The organism is Zavarzinia compransoris, assembly GCF_003173055.1.
GTDB lineage: Bacteria > Pseudomonadota > Alphaproteobacteria > Zavarziniales > Zavarziniaceae > Zavarzinia > Zavarzinia compransoris.
In genome coordinates this window covers 77,610-97,673 of the sequence record NZ_QGLF01000008.1, presented here as the reverse complement: position 1 = coordinate 97,673, position 20,064 = coordinate 77,610, and the positions used below count along the sequence as shown (strand labels likewise).

General features: G+C 68.2%; 17 protein-coding genes. 12 read left to right on the top strand and 5 right to left on the bottom strand.

Annotation, left to right across the window (positions count from 1 at the left end; translation table 11 throughout):
• The 3 genes from DKG75_RS21870 (at position 1) to DKG75_RS21860 (ending at position 3,354) form a co-directional block, all read left to right on the top strand.
• Positions 1–825 carry a metal-dependent hydrolase gene (locus tag DKG75_RS21870; protein WP_109923322.1) on the top strand — a complete coding sequence of 275 codons (825 nt, stop codon included), beginning with the start codon at positions 1–3 and terminating at the stop codon, positions 823–825.
• Positions 826–1,173: 348 nt separating this feature from the next.
• Positions 1,174–2,103: a sulfurtransferase gene (locus DKG75_RS21865; RefSeq protein WP_109923321.1), complete on the top strand. Its 930-nt coding sequence runs from the start codon at positions 1,174–1,176 to the stop codon at positions 2,101–2,103.
• A gap of 72 nt (positions 2,104–2,175) precedes the next feature.
• Positions 2,176–3,354: a YeeE/YedE family protein gene (locus tag DKG75_RS21860; RefSeq protein ID WP_109923320.1), complete on the top strand. Its 1,179-nt coding sequence runs from the start codon at positions 2,176–2,178 to the stop codon at positions 3,352–3,354.
• Here DKG75_RS21860 and DKG75_RS21855 read toward each other — a convergent pair.
• The 5 genes from DKG75_RS21855 to DKG75_RS21835 form a co-directional block, all read right to left on the bottom strand.
• Positions 3,338–4,123: an ABC transporter permease subunit gene (locus DKG75_RS21855; RefSeq protein WP_109923319.1), complete on the bottom strand. Its 786-nt coding sequence runs from the start codon at positions 4,121–4,123 to the stop codon at positions 3,338–3,340. The two genes, DKG75_RS21860 and DKG75_RS21855, sit on opposite strands and share 17 nt — an antisense overlap.
• On the bottom strand, positions 4,120–4,890 hold the full coding sequence (locus DKG75_RS21850) for a taurine ABC transporter ATP-binding protein (protein WP_109923318.1): 771 nt from the start codon (positions 4,888–4,890) through the stop codon (positions 4,120–4,122). The genes DKG75_RS21855 and DKG75_RS21850 overlap by 4 nt, the downstream gene beginning before the upstream one ends.
• A 53-nt stretch (positions 4,891–4,943) precedes the next feature.
• The gene (gene tauA / locus DKG75_RS21845) at positions 4,944–5,960 is read right to left on the bottom strand and encodes a taurine ABC transporter substrate-binding protein (RefSeq protein ID WP_109923317.1); all 1,017 of its coding nucleotides are present in this window, start codon (positions 5,958–5,960) and stop codon (positions 4,944–4,946) included.
• A gap of 296 nt (positions 5,961–6,256) precedes the next feature.
• Positions 6,257–6,931, bottom strand: coding sequence for a methionine ABC transporter permease (locus DKG75_RS21840; protein ID WP_243746414.1), 675 nt, complete (start codon positions 6,929–6,931; stop codon positions 6,257–6,259).
• Entirely contained in the window at positions 6,921–7,973 is a 1,053-nt protein-coding gene (locus DKG75_RS21835; RefSeq protein WP_109923316.1) for a methionine ABC transporter ATP-binding protein, read from the bottom strand. The genes DKG75_RS21840 and DKG75_RS21835 overlap by 11 nt, the downstream gene beginning before the upstream one ends.
• 382 nt (positions 7,974–8,355) lie before the next feature.
• On the opposite strand from DKG75_RS21835, the gene DKG75_RS21830 reads away from it, so the two are divergent.
• From DKG75_RS21830 to DKG75_RS21790, 9 genes are all read left to right on the top strand, one after another.
• Positions 8,356–8,544: a hypothetical protein gene (locus DKG75_RS21830; RefSeq protein WP_109923315.1), complete on the top strand. Its 189-nt coding sequence runs from the start codon at positions 8,356–8,358 to the stop codon at positions 8,542–8,544.
• Positions 8,545–8,605: 61 nt separating this feature from the next.
• Positions 8,606–9,406, top strand: a complete 801-nt coding sequence (locus tag DKG75_RS21825) for a MetQ/NlpA family ABC transporter substrate-binding protein (protein WP_109923314.1) — start codon at positions 8,606–8,608, stop codon at positions 9,404–9,406.
• 87 nt (positions 9,407–9,493) lie between these two features.
• Positions 9,494–10,174 (top strand): TetR/AcrR family transcriptional regulator, encoded by a 681-nt coding sequence (locus DKG75_RS21820; RefSeq protein WP_109923313.1) that lies wholly within the window; start codon positions 9,494–9,496, stop codon positions 10,172–10,174.
• A gap of 219 nt (positions 10,175–10,393) precedes the next feature.
• On the top strand, positions 10,394–12,325 hold the full coding sequence (locus tag DKG75_RS21815; protein WP_109923312.1) for a hydantoinase/oxoprolinase family protein: 1,932 nt from the start codon (positions 10,394–10,396) through the stop codon (positions 12,323–12,325).
• Between the two features lie 11 nt (positions 12,326–12,336).
• Positions 12,337–12,771, top strand: coding sequence for an acetone carboxylase subunit gamma (locus DKG75_RS21810; protein WP_208111900.1), 435 nt, complete (start codon positions 12,337–12,339; stop codon positions 12,769–12,771).
• 4 nt (positions 12,772–12,775) lie between these two features.
• Complete coding sequence (locus tag DKG75_RS21805) at positions 12,776–14,911, top strand: hydantoinase/oxoprolinase family protein (protein ID WP_109923310.1); 2,136 nt, start codon at positions 12,776–12,778, stop codon at positions 14,909–14,911.
• Between the two features lie 17 nt (positions 14,912–14,928).
• Positions 14,929–17,196 (top strand): hydantoinase B/oxoprolinase family protein, encoded by a 2,268-nt coding sequence (locus DKG75_RS21800; protein ID WP_109923309.1) that lies wholly within the window; start codon positions 14,929–14,931, stop codon positions 17,194–17,196.
• A 3-nt stretch (positions 17,197–17,199) separates the two neighbouring features.
• Complete coding sequence (locus DKG75_RS21795; RefSeq protein WP_109923308.1) at positions 17,200–18,018, top strand: hypothetical protein; 819 nt, start codon at positions 17,200–17,202, stop codon at positions 18,016–18,018.
• Between the two features lie 22 nt (positions 18,019–18,040).
• The gene (locus DKG75_RS21790) at positions 18,041–20,041 is read left to right on the top strand and encodes an acetoacetate--CoA ligase (RefSeq protein ID WP_109923307.1); all 2,001 of its coding nucleotides are present in this window, start codon (positions 18,041–18,043) and stop codon (positions 20,039–20,041) included.
• Positions 20,042–20,064: the final 23 nt, after the last annotated feature.

Sequence of the window (20,064 nt, the reverse complement as noted above, 5' to 3'; positions counted from 1 at the left end):
ATGGCCAGCCCGGTCGCCATCACGCCCCGCAACCTGCGCTTCGCCTTCCCGGCGGCGCAGGGCCGCCCCTGGTGCGGGGGCGATCCCATCCGCACCGCCTTCTTCGACGGCATGTCGCTGATGTTTCCGGACGGCGAGCGCATGTTCATCGAAAGCGTGCGCGACACGGCGGACGGGATCACCGATCCCGCCCTGCTGGCGGAGATCCGCAATTTCACCATCCAGGAGGGCCTGCACAGCCGCGAGCACAGCCGCTTCAACGAACAGGTGGCGGCCAGCGCCCCGGCGCTGGTCGCGCGGCTGCAAGCCGGCGTCGCGCGGCGGGTTGCCCTGGTCGGCAAATACCTGAAGCCCGAACAGCGGCTGGCCGCCACCGTCGCGGCCGAGCATTTCACCGCCGTGCTGGCGGATTACATCCTGCGCCGGCCCGGCCTGCTGGCGGATGCCGATCCCGAATTCACCGGGCTGTGGCTCTGGCATGCGATCGAGGAGACGGAGCACAAGGGGGTCGCCTTCGATGTCCTGGCCACGCGGCGCAAGGGGTTCGGCGGCTGGTGGCTGCGGGCCCGCACCATGCTGCTGCTCACCCTCAGCTTCAGCTTCTTCCTGTCGCTGCATGTCATCCTGCTGGCCCGGGTGCATGGCGGCGGGCGCCTGGGCTGGCGCCGGGCGGCACGGCTGATCGCCTTCTTCTGGGCGCCGGGCGGGGTCATCCCCGGCACCCTGGGGGCCTGGGCCGCCTTCTTCCGCCCCGGCTTCCACCCCTGGGACCACGACAATCGCGGCCTGATCGAGGATCGCCGCCGGGAATTGCAGCGCGCCTGATTTCCCGTTCCGCCGCCCCGGGGCCGCCGGCACTGCCGTGCGGCCCCTTTTTTTTCGTTCCGGCGGCACGGCAGGAATTCTTATTCCACCTTAATCCATTGTTTTATAAAAATTTTTCTCCATCGTTGCCCGTTAAATTATTTGACCACCATTTTATTCCCGGACAACCTGAGCCCGCCAGTACCAACGACCGGCTCGTCCGGCAGAGAGAGGACCCTGTCATGTCTGGAGCGCCATGCCTGCGCACGGGCGTCGACGATCGCCGCCGGGCGGCGGTGACCTGCCGCTGTCGCTGACCCGTACCGTTTTTCCACCCTTTCGCCCGCTTTCCCCCGTCATGAGGACGACATGAACATCCGACAGTCTCTTGTCCGGATCGTCAGCGCTGCGACGCTGATGATCACCACCGCCGTCGCCGCCCAGGCCGCCGACGGCCCCCTGGTCAGCACCGACTGGCTGACCCAGAACCTGAAGGACCCGAAGGTCCGCGTGCTCGAAGTCAGCGTCGTGCCCGGCGTCTACGAGAAGGGCCATATCCCCGGCGCCGTGAACATCGTCTGGCACACCGATCTCGTGGACAAGGTCCAGCGCGACATCGTCTCGAAGGACGGTTTCGAGGCGCTGACCGCCCGGGCCGGCATCAATGACGACACGACCATCGTGCTCTATGGCGACAACAACAATTGGTTCGCCGCCTGGGGTGCCTGGATCCTGTCCTATTACGGCGTCGACGACGTGAAGATCCTGGACGGCGGCCGCAAGAAGTGGGAGGCCGAGGGCCGCCCGCTGGACACCGCCACCCCGACCCCCGCCGCCGGCACCTTCAAGGTGAAGGACACCAACCCGGCACTGCGCGCCCGCCTGACCGACGTCCTCGCCGTGGTCGAGAAGCAGAAGGACGCCCAGATCCTGGACATCCGCTCGCCGGACGAATATTCGGGCAAGATCTTCGCCCCGCCGAACAGCCAGGAACTGGCGGTGCGCGCCGGCCATGTCCCGGGTGCGGTGAACGTGCCCTGGTCGAAGGCGGTGAACGAGGACGGCACCTTCAAGTCGAAGGATGAACTGAAGGCGCTCTATGCCTCGGTCGGCGTCGACGGCTCGAAGCCGGTCATCGTCTATTGCCGCATCGGCGAGCGTTCGGCCCATACCTGGTTCGCGCTCTCGAAGATTCTCGGCTATGAGGTGAAGCAATACGACGGTTCCTGGACCGAATACGGCAATGCCGTGGGCGTGCCGATCGTCAATGTCGCGGGCACGGTCTGGGGCGGCAAGTAACCCCAAGCCTTCCTTGACGAAACGGACGGGTGGCGTTGCCGGCGCCACCCGTTGCCTTTTCCGAGACACGAGATGACCCGCAGCCTGACGCCCGCCGCCCTGACCGCCGCCCTGCTTCTTCTCGCCGCCGTGGTGGCGGGCGCCGCCGTCCTGGGCGAGACGCCGGACCGGGGCAGCCCCTCGGCCTATGCCCTGCTGATCGGCGCCGGCCTCGGCTATGTCTTCCAGCGCAGCCGCTTCTGCTTCTACTGCAATATCCGCGATGCCTTCGAGGGGCGGGGCACCGGCCCGGTGCTCGGCATCGTCGCGGCGCTTGCCGTGGGCGGCACCGGTTACGCGGTACTGATGTCGACCTGGCTGCCCAATCCCCGCCTCGGCCTGCTGCCGCCCGAGGCCCATATCGGCCCGGTGTCGCCCGTGCTCGTCGCCGCCGGGCTTGCCTTCGGCTTCGGCATGGTGCTGTCGGGCAGCTGCATTTCCGGCCACCTGTACCGGCTGGCCGAAGGCTCCACCAGGGCGCCTTTCGCCCTGGCGGGCACGGTGATCGGCTTCGTGCTCGGCTTCCAGTCCTGGGACCTCGTCTATCTCGACCTGATCAGCGAGGCGCCGGTGCCCTGGCTGCCCGCCAGCCTCGGCTATGGCGGCAGTCTCGGCCTGCTGCTCGCGGTCTTGGCAGCGCTGGCCCTCGTGCTGCTGCCCGGGGTGAAGCGGGATAGCGCGGCGCCGGCCGCCGCCGCCTCGCCCTACCGGGCCCTGGCGGAGGCGGTGCTGGTGCGGCGCTGGCCGCCGGTTGCCGGCGGTGCCATCGTCGGGGTGCTGGCGGTCCTGTCCTATTTCAAGGTCCAGCCCCTGGGGGTGACGGCGGAGATCGGCTCCCTGGCCCGGACGGCGGCGGCCGATCTCGGCTGGCTGAACGGCCGGCTGATCGGGCTCGATACATTCGCCGGCTGCGCTACCCAGGTGATCCATGCGATTTCGGACAATGGCTTGCTGGTCGGCGGCCTTGTCCTCGGCGCTTTTGCCGGCGCGCTGCCCGCCGGCCAGTTCCAGCCCCGGCGCCAGCCCTGGCCGTCCTACGGCACGGCGCTGGCGGGGGGCGTGCTGCTCGGCTTCGGGGCCATGCTGGCGCTCGGCTGCACGGTGGGCGTGCTGCTGTCGGGGATCATGGCCTTCGCCCTCTCGGGCTGGGTCTTCGCGCTTGCCATGCTGGCGGCGATCCGGATCGGCCTGATTTTTACCCGAAAGTTTTAGCCCAAGGGGTGAGGCGCGCCTCCAGGCGCCGCATCGCCAATTCCATCAGAAGGGCGATGCCGGCGATCACCAGGATGCCGCCGATCACGACATCGGTGACCAGGAAATCGGCGCCGGACTTGATCATGAAGCCGAGCCCCCGGGTGGCGGCGACCAGTTCGGCCGCCACCAGCGTGGTCCAGCCGGCGCCGAGCCCGATGCGGATGCCGGTCAATATGCCCGGCAGGCTGGACGGCAGCACCACCAGCCCGATCACCTGGGCCCGGCTGGCGCCCAGCGCCAGGGCCGCCTCCACCCGGTCGGCGGCGACGCCGCGCACGCCGGCCGCGGCGGACAGGGCGATGGGCGGGATCATGGCAAGGGCGATCACCGTCACCTTGGAGACCTCGCCGATGCCGAGCCAGATCACGATCAGCGGCAGATAGGCCAGCGGCGGGATCGGCCGCAGCAATTCGATGATCGGATCGAGCACGCCCCGGCCGACGCGGCTGAGGCCGATGGCGAAACCGGCCGGCACCGCAACCGCGATCGAGGCCGCCAGCGCCGCCGCCACCCGCCCGAGACTGGCCAGGCCATGCTGCAACAGGGTGCCGTCGACATAGCCCTCGGTGGCGATGCCGTAGAGACGGCGGGCGACCGCAAGCGGCGACGGCAGGAACACCGGCGAGACCACCTTCAGCACCGCCGCCAGCCACCACAGGCCGACCAGGGCGGCCACGGTCGCCAGCGGCAGCCAGCGGAAATACTCCGCCTTCGATCCCGTGCTCATGCGGCAGTCCTTTCGGTGACGGCGGCCAGCAGGCGTTCCCGCGCCTCCTCGAAGGCGGGATCGCGGCGGATGGCGCGCGGGCTTTCGCCGCCGGCGATGCGCCGGGAAAAGCCAAGCTCGACCGTATCGACGATCCGCGCCGGGCGGGGCGACAGCACCACGGCCCGGGTCGCCATCAGCAGGGCTTCGTCCACACTATGGGTGATCATCAGGAAGCCGGCGCCGGCCTTGGCCCAGAGGTCGATCAGCAGGGTCTGCATCGCCTCGCGGGTCAGGGCGTCGAGGGCGCCGAGCGGTTCGTCCAGCAAGAGAAAGCGGGGGTCCGCCAGCAGGGCCCGGGCCAGCCCCACGCGCTGGCGCATGCCGCCGGACAGGGCCGTGACCGGGCGCCGCTCCGCCCCGGCAAGGCCGACCCGGGCCAGCATGGCCGCCGCCGCCGCATGGCGTTCGCGCCGGGACACCCCGCGCAGGCGCAGGGCAAGGGCGACATTGTCCCGCACGTCGGCCCAGGGGAACAGGGCGTCGTCCTGGAACACCATGGCGCGGTCGGCCCCCGGCCCGGTGACCGGCGCGCCGTCCACCGTCACCGCCCCCTCGTCCGGGCGGGCGAAGCCGGCGGCCAGCCGCAGCAGGGTGGACTTGCCGCAGCCGGACGGGCCGAGCACGACGACGAAATCGCCGCTGGCCACCGCCAGCGAAAGACGATCGACCACCGGCCCCGTTTCGGGAAAGCCGATGGCCACGCGATCCAACAGAAGTTCAGCCATGATCAGGGCGCGAAGGCCGGCATCCCCCCGGATGCCGGCCCCCGCCAGCCTCCTTATTTCGCCGCCTGGGCCTCGGTGACGAAACGGGAGGTGACATAGGCGCCGTAATCCGACAGCACGGCCGGGATCTTGCCCTGTTCCTTCAGGAAGGCCGAGGCATCGGCGATCGCCTTGGCGATGCCGCCGCCCAGGAGGTCGTTGCCCGCCTGTTCGGCCAGGGTCGGGAACACATAGCCGGTCAGAAGCCCAGGCACTTCTTCCGGCTTCGCGCCGGTCAGGCGGGCGATCTTCTCGGCTTCCGGCGAGGTGGCGGTCCATTTGGCGCCGTCCGCGCGGAAGGCGGCATAGGCATCGCCCGTGACCTTCACGAACTTGCGCACGATCTCCGGGTGCTTTTCGGCGAATTCGCTGCGCACGATCCAGGCATCGAAGGTCGGCGCGCCCCATTTGCCGACGTCCTCCGAAGTGACCAGCACCGCGCCGCTGCCCTTGATCTGGCCCAGCGCCGGATCCCAGACATAGGCGGCATCGATGTCGCCGCGGGCCCAGGCGGCGGCGATCTCCGGCGGCCGCAGGTTCAGGATCGACACCGTCTTCGGATCGATCTGCCAATGCTTGAGGGCGGCCAGCAGGCTGTAGTGGGTGGTGGAGACGAAGGGCACCGCCACCTTCTTGCCGGCGAGATCGGCCGGCTTCCCGATGCCGGCGCCGTTCCGCGTCACCAGCGCCTCGGACGAGCCGATGATGCCGACGACGAAGATCGTCTTGATCGGCAGTTCGCGGCTGGCCGCCGCCGCCAGCGGGCTGGAGCCGACATAGCCGATGTCGATGTCGCCGGAGGCGACGGCGGTGATCACCTCGGCCCCGGAATCGAACTTCCGCCAGTCGATCTTCCAGCCGGTGGCCTTTTCATAGGCACCGTCGGCCTGGGGCACTTTCGACGGTTCGACCGTGGTCTGATAGGCGATGGTGAAACTCTGCTCGTCCGCGCGGGCGGGGCCGCCGGCAAGCAAGGCGGTGCCGAGCAGCGCGGCGCCGATCATGGCGCCACGACGGGAAATCCTGGTCATGGTTCTGGTCCCCTTGTCCTGCGTCCCGGGGTCTTCTGCCCCGGCAGGATGACTGACGATCGATCGGCCGCGACGGCCGGGCGTGAAAAGCCGCTTAACGCCGGCGACGACAACAGCGGCCGGCCGGAAGGCGGGCGGCGGCGGCGGTCTGGTGAAGAGGAAGAGCCTGGGCCATGTCACGCATTCTCAAGGCGCCCCCTTGCTGGGGACGCCTTGATACTCTTGTCCCGGATCGTGAATGTCAATGATTCACATCTGTAATCTAATTTCAAATTTTTACAACACATTATTATTGTTTATTTGCCACGCTTGTCGAAGCGCCGGGCCAGGAAATCGCCCAGGCTTTGCACGCCCTGCACCAGCAGGATCAGGATGACCACGACGGTCGCCATCACGTCGGGCATGAAGCGCTGATAGCCGAAGCGGATGCCGAGGTCGCCCAGCCCCCCGCCCCCGACCGCCCCGACCATGGCCGAATAGCCGATCAGGCTGACCGCGGTCAGGGTCAGGGCCAGGGTGATCGCGGGCAGGGCTTCGGGCAGCAGCACCTTGCGCACGATCTGCAAGGGACTGGCGCCCATGGCGCGGGCGGCCTCGATCAAGCCCTGGTCGACGCCGCGGATCGCCGCCTCGATCACCCGGGCGATGAAGGGCGTGGCGGCCAGGGTCATGGGCACCACCGCGGCGCCCGTGCCGATCGACGTGCCGGCGACCAGCCGGGTGAAGGGAATGATCGCCACCACCAGGATGATGAAGGGCGTGGAGCGGGCGGCATTCACCACAAGGCCGATGATCCGGTTGGCCCAGGGCGCGGCGAACAATTCCCCGGCCCGGCTGGTCGCCAGAAAGACCCCGAGGGGCAGGCCCAGGGCCGTGCCGATCACCCCGGACAGGCCGACGATGAACAAAGTGTCCAGCGTCGCCTCGATCAGGAGGTCGACGATGGCGGGCGACAGGAACTCACCGAACATGGCCGAGCACCTCGACATGAAGCTGAAGGGCGGCGATTTCGGCCGCGACGGCGGCCAGGACGGCGGGATCCCCCGGCACGGTGGCCAGGATCACGCCGAAGGGCCGGCCCGCGATCTCATCGACCTGGGCCTGCACGATGTTGACATCGATGCCGAGGCGCCGGGCCAGCCGGGAAATCACCGGGTCCGTCGCATGGGCGCCGGTGAAGACGATGCGCAGCAGGGCCTCGCCGCCCGGCAGCGGCGCCGCCTGGAGCCGGCCGGCGAGCAGGGCCGGGATCGCCCCGGCGGTCAGCCTTGAGAGGAAACTCCGCGTCGTCCCATGGATCGGGCGGGCGAAAATGTCGAAGGTCGCCCCCTGTTCCACGATGCGGCCGCCGTCGATCACCGCGACCCGGTCGGCCACCGCCTTGATCACCGCCATCTCATGGGTGATCAGCAGCACGGTGACCTTCAGCGCCGCATTCACCCGGCGCAGCAGGTGCAGGATCTGTTCCGTCGTCTCCGGGTCGAGGGCGGAGGTCGCCTCGTCCGACAGCAGCACGCGCGGCTCGGTCGCCAGGGCCCGGGCGATGCCGACCCGCTGCTTCTGCCCGCCGGACAATTCGGCCGGGTAGCGGTCGCGCTTGTCGGCAAGGCCGACGAGATCGAGCAGCGGCTCCACCCGCCGGCGGATCTCCGCCTTGGCCACACCGGCAATCTCCAGCGGCAAGGCGACATTCTCGAAAGCCGTGCGGCGGGCCAGCAGGTTGAAATGCTGGAAGATCATGCCGATGGAGCGGCGCGCCCGCCGCAGGCCCGCCTCGGCCAGGGCGCTGATCTCGACGCCGTCGACCACCACCCGCCCGGCGCTGGGCCTTTCGAGCCCGTTGACCAGCCGGATCAGGGTCGATTTCCCCGCCCCGGAACGGCCGATGACGCCGAGGATCGCCCCTTCCGGCACCGCGAGGTCGATGCCGTCGAGGGCCGCCACCGCGCCCTGGCCGCCGCGCCCCGGATAGTGCTTGGCAACCTGTTCGAAGCGGATGACATCCGCCGTCATGATGCGCGGAGCGCCGGGCGGCGGTAGGAAAGGGCGAAAGCCGAACGCATGGCAGCCTCCAGAACGTCGGGTCGGATCGGGTCGCCAGTTGAAAATTATGCGGGCACATTATGCAATAAATAAATTAATACATTAACTATGTGATATTTATTTTTTGCATACGCATGTTCAATGTGAATCATTGACCGGGCCCGCGCCCTGGCCTTCAATAACCGCATCCAAGCCGACCCCGGAGACAGACTCTTGGCTGAAGTGACGATCACCGCCCCGCGCCGGCCCCGGGGCTTCCCGCCCCTCGGCTGCTGTTGTCGCCGCCCCTGATCTCACGCCTGCCTTGCCGGGGCCTGCCCGGCTGTTCAGTCCTCCGCCTCCGGGTGATGCCATGTCCGATACGCAGATGATCTATTTCGCCGGCAAGCCGGCTGGCCTTGCGGTTTCCATGCCGCGCGGCTGGCTGTTCTACGCCTCGACCGCGACCCTCGACCGGATCGACCGGCGCACCTTCGAGACCCTGCCGGACCTGCGCGCCGCCATCCGCCATGCCTGGCGGCCGGCGCGGCGCCTCGCCTGATCCCTTGCTTTTCCGTATCCGTTGCGGCGGCGCCTTGCCGCCCTGTTTGTGGAGTCTTGCCATGTTTCGACGTCAGTTCATCAGGATCGCCGGCCTTGCGGTCGCCGCCGGCCTTGCCCTGTCGGGCCCCGCCTTCGGCGCCGACAAGGTGAAGGTCGGCATCACCGGCGGCGAGGACGAGCAGATCTGGGAAAAGGTCCGCGAGCTGGCCAAGGCCGACGGCCTTGACATCGAGCTGGTGGTGTTCAGCGACTACCTGCTGCCGAACGAAGCCCTGAATGCGGGCGACCTCGATCTCAACGCCTTCCAGCACGTCCCCTATCTGGACAACCAGATCAAGGCCAAGGGCTATGACATCACCCCGATCGCGACCACGATCGTCACCCCGATCGGGCTTTATTCGGCCAAGGTGAAGGCGTTCAAGGACCTGCCGGACGGGGCGGCGATCGGCATTCCGAACGATCCCTCGAACGGCGGCCGCGGCCTCTTGCTGCTGCAGGCGGAAGGCGCGATCAAGCTGCGCGCGGGCACGGGCATCACGCCCTCGGTGGCCGACATCGTGGAGAACCCGCGGAAGCTCAGGATCAAGGAATTGGATGCCGCGCAGATCTCGCGCAGCCTGCCCGATCTCGATGCCGCGGTGATCAACACCAATTACGCCCTTCAGGCCGGGCTGAAGCCGCGCACCGACGCCATCGCCATCGAGGCGCGGGAGAACAATCCTTACGCCAATGTGATTGCGGCCCGCACCAAGGACAAGGACAAGCCGCTCTACGCCCGGGTGGTGAAGGTCTATCACCAGCAGGCGGTGCGCGATTTCATCGAGAAGACCTTCGACGGCAATATCCTGCCCGCGTGGTAAGCCCCTCCCGCCCCCGCCGTGCTTGACAGCGTGCGGCGGGGGTGTTCGTTTGGCGCGCAACCCTGTCGCGCAGCCGATGACCAGAGCATGTCGAGCACCGCCCTTCGCCCCCGCTATCGCCCGCCGGCCGCCGGCGACCTCAACCCCGAAGGCGGGGCCGCCAAGGCGGAACGGACAAGGCGGCGCCTGATCCTGGCGGCGGAGCGCCTGCTCGGCCAGCGCGGCATCGCCAATGTCAGCCAGCGCATGATCCAGCAGGCCGCCGGCCAGCGGAATGCCGCCGCCGTCACCTATTACTTCGGCTCGTTCGAGCAATTGGTGATCGAGGTGTTCCGCATGCGGATGACCGCGATCAATGCCCGCCGCATGGCCATGCTGGGCGACAGCAGCCCGTCGGTCATGGCCCTGGCCAGCGCCTTCATCGTGCCGCTGGCGGAAGAGTTGATGCCCCGGCCCGAGGGCAATCATTACCTGCGCTTCCTGCTGCAATATCGCACCGACCAGAATTTCCTGCGCCTGACCCTGCCGCCCTCGCTGATCGAGGGCATGCTGGTGGCGGCGCAGCGCTTCGTCGCCATGCGCCCTGACCTCTCCGCCGAGGATTGCGAGGATCGCTGCAACCTGTGCATCGACATGGTGGTCCATGCCCTGGCGGTGACCGAGATGAAGCTGGAAATCGAACGCCCGCCGACCGCCGACTGGCGCCGCCGGGTCGAAGCCCGCATCCGCAGCCTCGAAGACGCCGTCACCGCCATCCTCGAACGCTGACGCCGCGCCCCCTCCCCCCGCCGGACTCCCCCCGATCGGGGGGAGCTTGACCGCCCCGCCCCGACAAGAATGACCTCAACGAAACGAGGGAACGTCAGGTCGAGCATCTTCGAGGGCCGGAGTCGCCGCCTGCACAGGGCGGCGCCGCGGCGACGGGAGAAGCGTGCCTGAGCCAAGGCCGAGGGCCCGGCGTCCCCTCATCAGAGGCGGGAACGGGGCATGGGTCTTCTGATCAATATCGACAACGGCGGCACGCTGACCGACATCTGCGTCATCGACGGCGCCAAGGTGCACCACACCAAGACGATCACCACGCCCTACGACTTGTCGAAATGCTTCTTCGAAGGGTTGAAGAAGGCGTCGCTTGCCCTCTACGGCGAGGAACGGCTGGTCGATCTCCTGCTCGCCACCGATCACATCCGCTATTCGACGACCCAGGGCACCAATGCCATCGTCGAGAAGAAGGGGCCGCGCCTCGGCCTCATCCTGTCGGGCGCGGGCGATACCGCGGCCCTGACCCGCAGCGCCGCCACCGCCGACATGTTCGCGGTCCTGGTCGGCGACCGGGTGACGGCGATCGATACCGGCCTCTCGGGCGAGGCTTTCGACGGTGCCCTGGTCACCGCCGTGAACCGCCTGACCAATGCCGGCGCCAACCGCATCGTCATCAGCCTCGACGGCGCCGGCTACCGCGCGGACGAACAGCGGCTGAAGCGCGCGATCCTGCGGAAATTCCCGCGCCATCTGCTGGGCGTCGTGCCCGTGCTCTGCGCCTCCGATCTGGTCGACGACGTCGAGGCGGAACGGCGCTGCTGGTCGGCGCTGATCAATGCCTTCCTGCACCCGGCGATGGAAAACTTCCTCTACAACGCGGAAGCGATCCTGCGCGACTACAAGCACCAGAACCCGCTGCTGATCTTCCGCAACGACGGCGACAGTTCCCGCGTCGCCCGCACCATCGCGGTGAAGACCTATGGCTCCGGCCCCCAGGGCGGCATGGAGGGCGCCCGCGCGCTGGCCCGGCACTATGGCTTCAAGCGCCTGCTGACCATGGATATCGGCGGCACCACCACCGACATCGGCCTGGTCGAAGGCGGCGTGCCCCGCGCCCGGCGCCGGGGCGAGGTCGAGAATATCGAGATCTCCTTCCCCCTGGCGGAGATCGTCAGCGTCGGCGTCGGCGGTTCCTCCATCCTCGAAGTGAGGGACGGCGCCATCGCGGTGGGGCCGGAATCGGTCGGCGGCGCGCCGGGGCCGGCCTGCTTCGGCCTCGGCGGGACCCAGGCGACGATCACCGACGTCTTCCTGCTGACCGGGCTGATCGATCCGGCGACCTATTTCGGCGGCACCATGAAGCTGGACCGCGCCCGGGCCGAGGCGGCGGTGCAGGCCGCCATCGCCGCCCCCCTCGGCCTCGACCTTCCGGCGGCGCTGGCGGCGGCTGAGCACGCCTGGGTCGCCCGGATCGCCGACAGCCTGATCCAGTTCACCGCCATCGACGACGACACCGTGCTGGCGGCCTTCGGCGGCGCCGGCCCCTTCGTGGTTTCCGCCATCGCCGAAGCCGCCGGCATCCGCCGGGTGATCATCCCCGGCCTTGCCGCCGTCTTCTCCGCCTTCGGCATCGGCTTCTCCGATATCGCCCAGGGCTACAGCCGCGTGATCGGCAGCGCCGACCCGGCCGCCCTGGACGAGGCCGCGGCGGACCTGCGCCGGCAGGCCGCGCGCGACATGTTCGCCGAAGGCTTCGACATCGCCGACTGCCGGCTCGACTGGTCGCTGTCCCCCGACCCCGGCGACGGGCAAGGCCCCCACGCCTGGAACCCCGGACAGGGCCTGCCGGCCGCGCTTGCCGGCGCCGGCGCCATCGTCCTGGAACTGCGGGCGGTGCGCGCCATCAACCACGCGCGGCTGCTCAACGGGGCGGCCCCGCCGGCCAGCCCGGCCGGGGTCGCCGCCGCCCGCCGCCTGGCCCTGCCCGGCCTCGGCGCGGCCGAACTGCCCGTCCACAAGCTGGAGGACCAGATCCCGGGGGCCGAGGCGGCCGGCCCCTGCATTCTCGAAGAAGCCTTCTTCACGGCGCGCATCGGCCGGGGATGGCGGTTCAGCGTCAATGCCAATCGCGACACGCTGCTCGCCCGCGACAATTGAGGAGACAGACCGTGAAGGTGCTGGTTACGGAATATCTGCGCATCGATCTCGCCGGCGAGCGATGGGAATGCCGCCGCTGCGACCATGACATCGGCGACGCCCGCCGCAGCTACAAGGAGGGCCTGCTGGTCTACGACCGCGAGCCGGCCGATATCCACAAGCCCCTGCTCGATACCGGCAAATATGCCTTCACCTTCACCCCCGACCCGCGCTGGTGCCGCATCCTCGAATATTACTGCCCGAGCTGCGGCACGATGGTCGAGACCGAATACACCGTGCCGGGCCACCCGCCGGTGCATGACATCGAATTCGACCTCGACGCCCTGAAGGCGCAATGGGCGCAGCGCAGGCCGGTGACGGAACGGACCCCGGCAAAGGACCTGCCGCGTCCCGAAGGTCACCATCACCACCATCACCACCACCGTCACGGCCATCCCGAGGACTGACCCGATGAAACGCGTCTCTGTCGATATCGGCGGCACCTTCACCGATTGCTTCGTCATCTGGGGCGACCGCTACGTCCAGTCCAAGGCCCTGACCACCAAGCATAATCTGGCGCTCGGCTTCAACGAGGCGCTGGATTTCGCCTGCCGCGAGGTGGGCACCACGCGCGAGGACATGCTGGCGGAAGTGGATTCGGTCCGCTATGCCACCACCCTCGGCACCAATGCCCTGATCGAACGGCGCGGCCCCCGCATCGGCCTGCTCACCACCGCCGGCTTCAAGTCGACCGTACCGCTGTCGCGCGGGCGCGGTTATGGCGAAGGTCTGTCGATCACGGTGCAGCAGGACATCCCGAACGCCGAGCGCCCCCATCCCCTGGTGCCGATCGAGATGATCCGCACCGTCCGGGAACGGGTCGATTACAAGGGCGAGGTGCTGATCGCGCTGGACGAGGACGACCTGCGCCGCCAGATCCGCGACCTGATCGATGCCGGCGCCGAAGCCCTGGTGGTGGTACTGGCCAATTCGGTGAGCAACCCGGCGCATGAGCTGCGCGTCCAGGAAATCTTCGTCGAGGATTATCCGGAACACATGCTGGGCGCCGTGCCTCTGCTGCTGTCCCATCAGGTGGCGGGCCGCAAGGGCGAATACGTCCGCTCCATGTCGACGATCATGGACGCCTTCCTGCACAAGGCGATGTATTTCGGCCTCTCGTCGCTCGAACGCAACCTGCGCGCCTCGGGTTACGCCAAGCCCATGCTGGTGGTGCATAATTCGGGCGGCATGGCGCAGCTGAATTCGACCGACGCGCTCCAGACCGTGCATTCGGGGCCGGTCTCCGGCATCGCGGCGGCGGAACACCTGGCGAAGCGCGCCGGCCTCGGCAATGTCGTCGCCACCGACATGGGCGGAACGTCCTACGACATCGGCCTCGTCGTCGACGGCGGCGTGAAGTTCTATGATTTCCAGCCGACCATCGAACGCTGGCTGGTCTCCGTGCCCATGGTGCATCTGGCGACGCTCGGCTCGGGCGGGGGCTCGATCGCCCAGCACAACCGCATGTACGACACCGTCCAATGCGGGCCGAAAAGCGCCGGCTCCGACCCCGGCCCCGCCTGCTACGACCGCGGCGGCATGAACCCGACGGTGACCGACGCCGACCTCCTGCTCGGCTATCTCGATCCGGATAATTATGCCAACGGTTATATCAAGCTGAACCCGCGCCGGGCCCGCCAGGCGATCGAGGACGAGTTGTGCGATCCCCTCGATCTCGACCTGATCGCGGCGGCGAAGCTGATCAAGCGCACCGTCGATCTCGACATGGCCAACGGCGTCGCCACCGAACTGCGCACTTTCGGGTATGAGCCGAGCGAATTCACCCTGCTGACCTACGGCGGCAACGGGCCGCTGCATGCCTGCGGCATCGCCCGCGGGCTCGGCATCGGGCGCATCCTGGCGCCGCCCTTCGCCTCCGTCTTCTCGGCCTGCGGCGCCGGTAACCTGTCGCAGCTCCACATCCACGAAATGTCGACCTTCACCGTGCTGTTCGACGCCAACCGCAAGCAGCTCTTCACCGATTTCGACAAGCTCAACCGCATGGTCGAGGAACTGGAGCGCCGGGGCCGCGAAGACCTGCTGCGCCAGGGCATGCCGGCCGAGGCGATCCGCTATCGCACCGAACTCGACATGCGCTACGGCAACCAGCGGGTCCAGACCACGGTGGTGACCGATCTGCACCGCCTGGCATCGCTGGCCGACGTGGTGAAGCTGATCGACCAGTTCCACCGGTCCTACGGCGAGCGCTTCGGCGAGGGCAGCCAGGCAGCGGAGGCCGGGGTGCGCATCAACACCATCCGGGTCTGTTCCTATGTCGAACTCGACGCCGTCGATTTCCGGGACATCCACCCCGGCGCCCGGCGCGTGCCGGCGCCCGCCCCGGTGGCCACGCGCCCCTGCCATTTCGTCGATCACGACGCGGCGATCGAGACGGCGATCTATGACGCCGCCGCGCTCGAACACGGGGTCGTCATCGACGGTCCGGCGGTGATCACCACCAGTCACACCACCTATCTGGTCGAACCCGGCTGGCGCTACGAGGCCGCGGCCCAGGGCGCCGTCTGGTTCACCCGCATCGACGCCTGAGACCGAGGAGAACAGCCATGAACGTGATGCCCGGCCTTGCCACCCTCAGTGTCGGCGAACGCAAGCTGCTGCAGGATTTCGTCGACGAGCACCAGCTCTTCTACGGCCCCGACCCGGCGATCATGCGCAACCACAAGCTGGAACCGCGCACGGCCGCGGAGGACCGGGCGCTGGACACCCAGGGCGATCCCCATCTCCTGAACCAGGTGCGCGGCCGCGTCGTCTCGGCGCTGGCCGAGAGTTTCCGCATGGTCGAGCAGATGGGCGCCGCCCCCGGCGCCAAATGGGGCGACCTCGTCACCGCGATCTTCACGGCCAGCGGCGATCTTTCGGAAATCTCGCCCGCCGGCATCGTCACCTTCGCCGGGGTCTGCCAATATCCGATCAAGTTCGTCAACAAATACTGGACCCATGACCCTTCCGTCGGGGTGCGCCACGGCGATGGTTTCATCCACAATGATTCGCGTTACGGCGGCATCCACAACACCGACCAGAGCATGATGATGCCGGTCTTCCACGACGGCGAACTGGTGTGCTGGGTGTCCTCGACCATCCACGAGGGCGAGAACGGCGCGATCGAGCCGGGCGGCATGCCGGCCAAGGCGGAATCCCGCTTCGACGAGGGGCTGAAGATGAGCCCCTTCCGCATCGTCGAGGATTTCCAGGTCAAGCGCGACATCCTGACCTTCCTGCAGAATTCGGTGCGCGATCCGAAGCTGCAATACGAAGACCTGAAGGTGAAGCTGCATGCCTGCATGCGCCTGATGGACCGGGTGCGCGCCGTGATCGCCGAATTCGGCAAAGACGCGCTGATCGCCTATCTCCGCCGTAACCTCGAAGATACCGAGGCGGAAGTGCACCGCCGCATCGCCGAACTGCCGGACGGCGTGGTCCGCTTCAACACCTGGATCGATTCGACCCTGCGCGAACCCGCCCTGCTCAAGGTCGCCTGCGCCGCCCGGGTCAAGGGCGACCGCATGACCATCGATCTCCGCGGCTCGTCGCCCCAATTGTCCAACCGTTCGGTGAATGCGGTGCTGGGCTCGACCAAGGTCTGCTTCCTGACCGGCGTCCTACAGAACATCTGGCCGGACCTGCCGCATAACCTCGGGGTTCTCGCCGCCTTCGACTTCGAGACCGACCGCAATTCCCTGATCGACGCCAACAACGACGCCCCCTGCGCCATGAGCCTGCTGCCCATGTTCAGGACGATCACGGTGGCGACCGTCGCCTTTCCGAAATTCATCTACAGCCTGCCGGACGATGCCAAGGCGCGGGCGACCGTGGTCCTTGCCGGCCAGTACAACCAGCCCGCCACATTCGTCTACGGCGGCCTGACCCAGCACATGGAAGTGACGGGCAACTTCTGCGCCGACATCAACGGCAACGGCCAGGGCGCGCGCGAGAACCGGGACGGCGAACACAGCGTCTCGCCCCTGTTCGGCTTCATGTGCGATACCGGCGAATACGAACTGGCGGAAGAAGAACTGCCGATGGTGCGCCTGATCGCGCAGCATCTGGCCCGGGACCGCGTGGGCTGGGGCAAGTATCGCGGCGGGCTCGGCTACGAACAGATGGTGACCGCGCGCGGCACCTCCATGTGGGGCTTCATGACCGGGCAGTCGGGCTCGCGCTTCTGCTCGGCCCCCGGCCTGTTCGGCGGCTACAGTTGCCCGGCCTACCCGATCGCCAAGGTGAAGGACGTCAACGTCTTCGACTGGTTCAACGAGCACGGCAATGCCGCCCTGTTCCCCTATGACATCGTCCAGCTGATGAACGAGCGCCCGATCGGCCAGGCGCGCTATGTCACCGCCGATGCCGGCATGACCTTCGAGATGGTCGAGGAAGGCGAGATCTACATGATCTGCCAGGGTGCCGGCGGCGGTTACGGCGACATCCTGGAACGCGACCCGGAAGCGGTGATGCAGGACCTGCGCGAAGACCTGATCAGCCATGACAGCGCGCGGGAGATTTATCGCGTCGTCTATGATCCGCGCACCCTGATCGTGGACGCGACGGCGACCGCCGCCGCGCGCGACGAGGAACGCGCGGCGCGCAAGCGCCGGGGCAAGCCCTTCGCCGAATTCACCGCCGGCTGGGTGACCGATGGCCCGGCGCCGGACCTGCCCTATTACGGCTCCTGGGGCGATCCCGGCACGATCGTCGCCGGCTGGGACAAGAGCCGGCGGACCATGGAGGCCGGCGCGATCGAGCCGATCTTCATGCCAGATCCAAGGGAACTCCGCATCGCGGAACTGGAGGCGCGCCTCGCGGCGCAGGGCTGAGGCATGGGGCTGTTCCGCGATCTCCTGGCCCGCGAGGGGCGCCGCCCGCGCTGGCTGGACCATACGGATTACTGCGGCCGGCTGCTGGCGGCGGGCGCCATCCCCTGGGATGACGTCAGCCGTTTCATCGACTGGCACCGCAAGGCGCAAGGGCTGCTGCGGCCCGATGTGGCGGCCCTGCCCCTCGCCCCCCTGATCGCGGCGGCGGCCCGCCGGCCCGACCTGACCGAAGCCATGGCAGCCCGGCGCCGCCCGCTCTACCCGGTCAAGGCGCTGCTGGCGGACGAACCCCTGCGGGACCGGGTGCGCGGCCTGCTGGCGGCCCTGCGCGCCACCTATCCCACCCTGCCGCTGGCCCTGACGCTGCCGGCGCCCCGCGCCCTGGTCGCCTTCGCGGCCGGCCTTGCCGGACTGGCGATCGAGCCGCCGACGGCCGAGGATGCGGATGGCGCCGCCCTGTATCTGGCCGATTTCCTGCGCAGTTTCGGCGACAGCGGCATCGACGCCCTGCTGCTGGAAGAGATGCCAGGGGTGGCGATGACGGCGCCGCTGCTCGCCGCCTGCCGGCCGGTGATCAATATCGCCGGCCATTACCGCTGGGATGTCGGGCTGCGCCATGCCGGCACGGCACCGGTCGGGCCCGGCTTCGATTTCCTCATCGCCCCGGGCTCGGAGGCCGGGGTGCCGTCCGGCCTCGTCCTCCCCCCCGGCTATTGGGCCGGGCAGGACGAAGCCCCCGAGGGCGGCGCATTCATCTTCGCAGCGATCCCCGCGGATGCGGCGCCGGAGGCCGTGCTCGGCCGCCTGGCCGCGCTCGGGTAGCAACAGGTTCGGGAGCTGGATCATGGTCAAGGAAGGCGATCTTCTCTGGACGCCGTCGCCGGCATTCGCCGAGGCGTCCAACGTCACGCATTTCCTGCGCTGGCTGCGGGACCGCCGGGGTCTCGACTTCGCCGACTACGACGCCCTGTGGCGCTGGTCGGTGACCGAGATCGAGGCATTCTGGGCAGCGCTCTGGACCTATTTCGAGGTCCAGTCCGGGACCCCGTACCAGCGCGTCCTCAGCAGCCGGGACATGGCCCCCGGGGTGCGCTGGTTCGAGGGGTCGACGGTCAATTACGCCGAACACATGCTGCGCTTTTCCGGCAACGGCGAGGATCCCGCCTTCTTCCACCTGTCGGAGACCCGGCCGCTCGGCCGGACCAGCCGGCGCAGCCTCGGCGCTCAGGTGCGGATCGTGGCGACGCGCCTGCGCAGCCTGGGCGTGAAGCCCGGGGACCGGGTCGTCTCCTATATGCCGAACGTCCCGGAAACCGCCATCGCCATGCTGGCGACGGTGGCGATCGGCGCCGTCTGGTCCAGCGCCGCGCCGGAATTCGGCGTGAAGACGGTAATCGAGCGCTTCTCGCAGATCGAACCCAAGGTCTTCTTCGCCGCCGACGGTTATCGCTTCGCCGGCAAGGATTTCCCGCGCTTCGACGAGGTGCAGGCGATCGCCGCCGCCCTGCCCAGCCTGGACCATGTGATCTGGCTGCCCTATCTGAACGAGGGCGCGGAACTGCCGCCGGTCGCCGACGCCATCCTCTGGCGCGAGTTGATGGATCATTCCGAGGTGCCGCCCCATCTCTTCGTCTACGAGCGGGTGGCCCACGACCATCCCTTATGGATCGTCTTCTCGTCCGGCACCACCGGCCTGCCCAAGGCGATCGCCCACAGCCATGTCGGCGCCCTGATGGAACACCTCAAGCTCTGCCATTTCCACCTGAACCTGAAGCCCGGCAGCGTGATGTTCTTCTATACGACCACGGGCTGGGTGATGTGGAACATCGTCCTGGCCGGCCTTCTGGTCGGCGCCGCCGTGGTGCTCTACGACGGCAGCCCGGTGCATCCGGAACCGGACGTCCTGTGGCGGATGGCGGCCGAGACCGGCACCACCTGCTTCGGCGCCAGCCCCACCTACGTCCAGATCCTGGAGCGCAAGGGCCTGGAACCCGGCAAGACCCACGACCTGTCGCGCCTCGAAGCGATCCTGCTGGGCGGGTCGCCGGCGACGCCGGAAAGTTTCGCCTGGTTCTATCGGGCGGTGAAATCGGACCTGTGGCTGACCTCGCAGAGCGGGGGGACCGAGATCGCCTCCGGCTTCGTCGGCGCCTCCCCCACCCTGCCGGTCCATGCCGGCGAGATCCAGACCCGGATGCTCGGCATGGATGTGCATGCCTGGGACGACGCCGGCGGCGACGTAACCGATGCGGTGGGCGAGCTGGTCGTAACCTCCCCCTTCCCGTCGATGCCGGTCTATTTCTGGAACGACCGGAACGGCAGGCGCTATCACTCGTCCTATTTCGACGTCTTCCCCGGGGCCTGGCGCCACGGCGACTTCATCAAGATCAACCGGCGCGGCGGCTGCTATATCTACGGCCGCTCGGATTCGACGCTGAACCGCTATGGCGTGCGCATCGGCACCGCCGAGATCTATCGCGCGGTCGAACAGGTCGACGGCGTGCTCGACAGCCTGATCGTCTGCTGCGAACTGCCGGGCGGCAATTTCTACATGCCACTGTTCGTGAAGCTGCGGCCGGGAACCCAACTGGACGATGCGCTGCGCCAGCGGATCAACGCCAGGCTGCGCCAGGATTGCAGCCCGCGCCATGTGCCCGATGAAATTCACCAGGTTGCCGACGTGCCCTATACGCTGACGGCCAAGAAAATGGAGATCCCGGTGCGCAAGATCCTGATGGGCTGGGCCCCGGACAAGGCCGCCAGCCGCGACGCCATGGCCAATCCGCCGGCCCTCGACGCGTTCATCGCCCTGGCCGAAGACCGAAGACGCATCGCTGTCGCCTGAATGGGGACAAGTTTCCTCGAAAG

Coding starts and splice junctions, on each gene's coding strand:
- DKG75_RS21870 (WP_109923322.1), top strand. CDS start 1: ATGGCCAGCCCGGTCGCCATCACGCCCCGCAACCTGCGCTTCGCCTTC.
- DKG75_RS21865 (WP_109923321.1), top strand. CDS start 1,174: ATGAACATCCGACAGTCTCTTGTCCGGATCGTCAGCGCTGCGACGCTG.
- DKG75_RS21860 (WP_109923320.1), top strand. CDS start 2,176: ATGACCCGCAGCCTGACGCCCGCCGCCCTGACCGCCGCCCTGCTTCTT.
- DKG75_RS21855 (WP_109923319.1), bottom strand. CDS start 4,123: ATGAGCACGGGATCGAAGGCGGAGTATTTCCGCTGGCTGCCGCTGGCG.
- DKG75_RS21850 (WP_109923318.1), bottom strand. CDS start 4,890: ATGGCTGAACTTCTGTTGGATCGCGTGGCCATCGGCTTTCCCGAAACG.
- tauA (WP_109923317.1), bottom strand. CDS start 5,960: ATGACCAGGATTTCCCGTCGTGGCGCCATGATCGGCGCCGCGCTGCTC.
- DKG75_RS21840 (WP_243746414.1), bottom strand. CDS start 6,931: ATGTTCGGTGAGTTCCTGTCGCCCGCCATCGTCGACCTCCTGATCGAG.
- DKG75_RS21835 (WP_109923316.1), bottom strand. CDS start 7,973: ATGACGGCGGATGTCATCCGCTTCGAACAGGTTGCCAAGCACTATCCG.
- DKG75_RS21830 (WP_109923315.1), top strand. CDS start 8,356: ATGTCCGATACGCAGATGATCTATTTCGCCGGCAAGCCGGCTGGCCTT.
- DKG75_RS21825 (WP_109923314.1), top strand. CDS start 8,606: ATGTTTCGACGTCAGTTCATCAGGATCGCCGGCCTTGCGGTCGCCGCC.
- DKG75_RS21820 (WP_109923313.1), top strand. CDS start 9,494: ATGTCGAGCACCGCCCTTCGCCCCCGCTATCGCCCGCCGGCCGCCGGC.
- DKG75_RS21815 (WP_109923312.1), top strand. CDS start 10,394: ATGGGTCTTCTGATCAATATCGACAACGGCGGCACGCTGACCGACATC.
- DKG75_RS21805 (WP_109923310.1), top strand. CDS start 12,776: ATGAAACGCGTCTCTGTCGATATCGGCGGCACCTTCACCGATTGCTTC.
- DKG75_RS21800 (WP_109923309.1), top strand. CDS start 14,929: ATGAACGTGATGCCCGGCCTTGCCACCCTCAGTGTCGGCGAACGCAAG.
- DKG75_RS21795 (WP_109923308.1), top strand. CDS start 17,200: ATGGGGCTGTTCCGCGATCTCCTGGCCCGCGAGGGGCGCCGCCCGCGC.
- DKG75_RS21790 (WP_109923307.1), top strand. CDS start 18,041: ATGGTCAAGGAAGGCGATCTTCTCTGGACGCCGTCGCCGGCATTCGCC.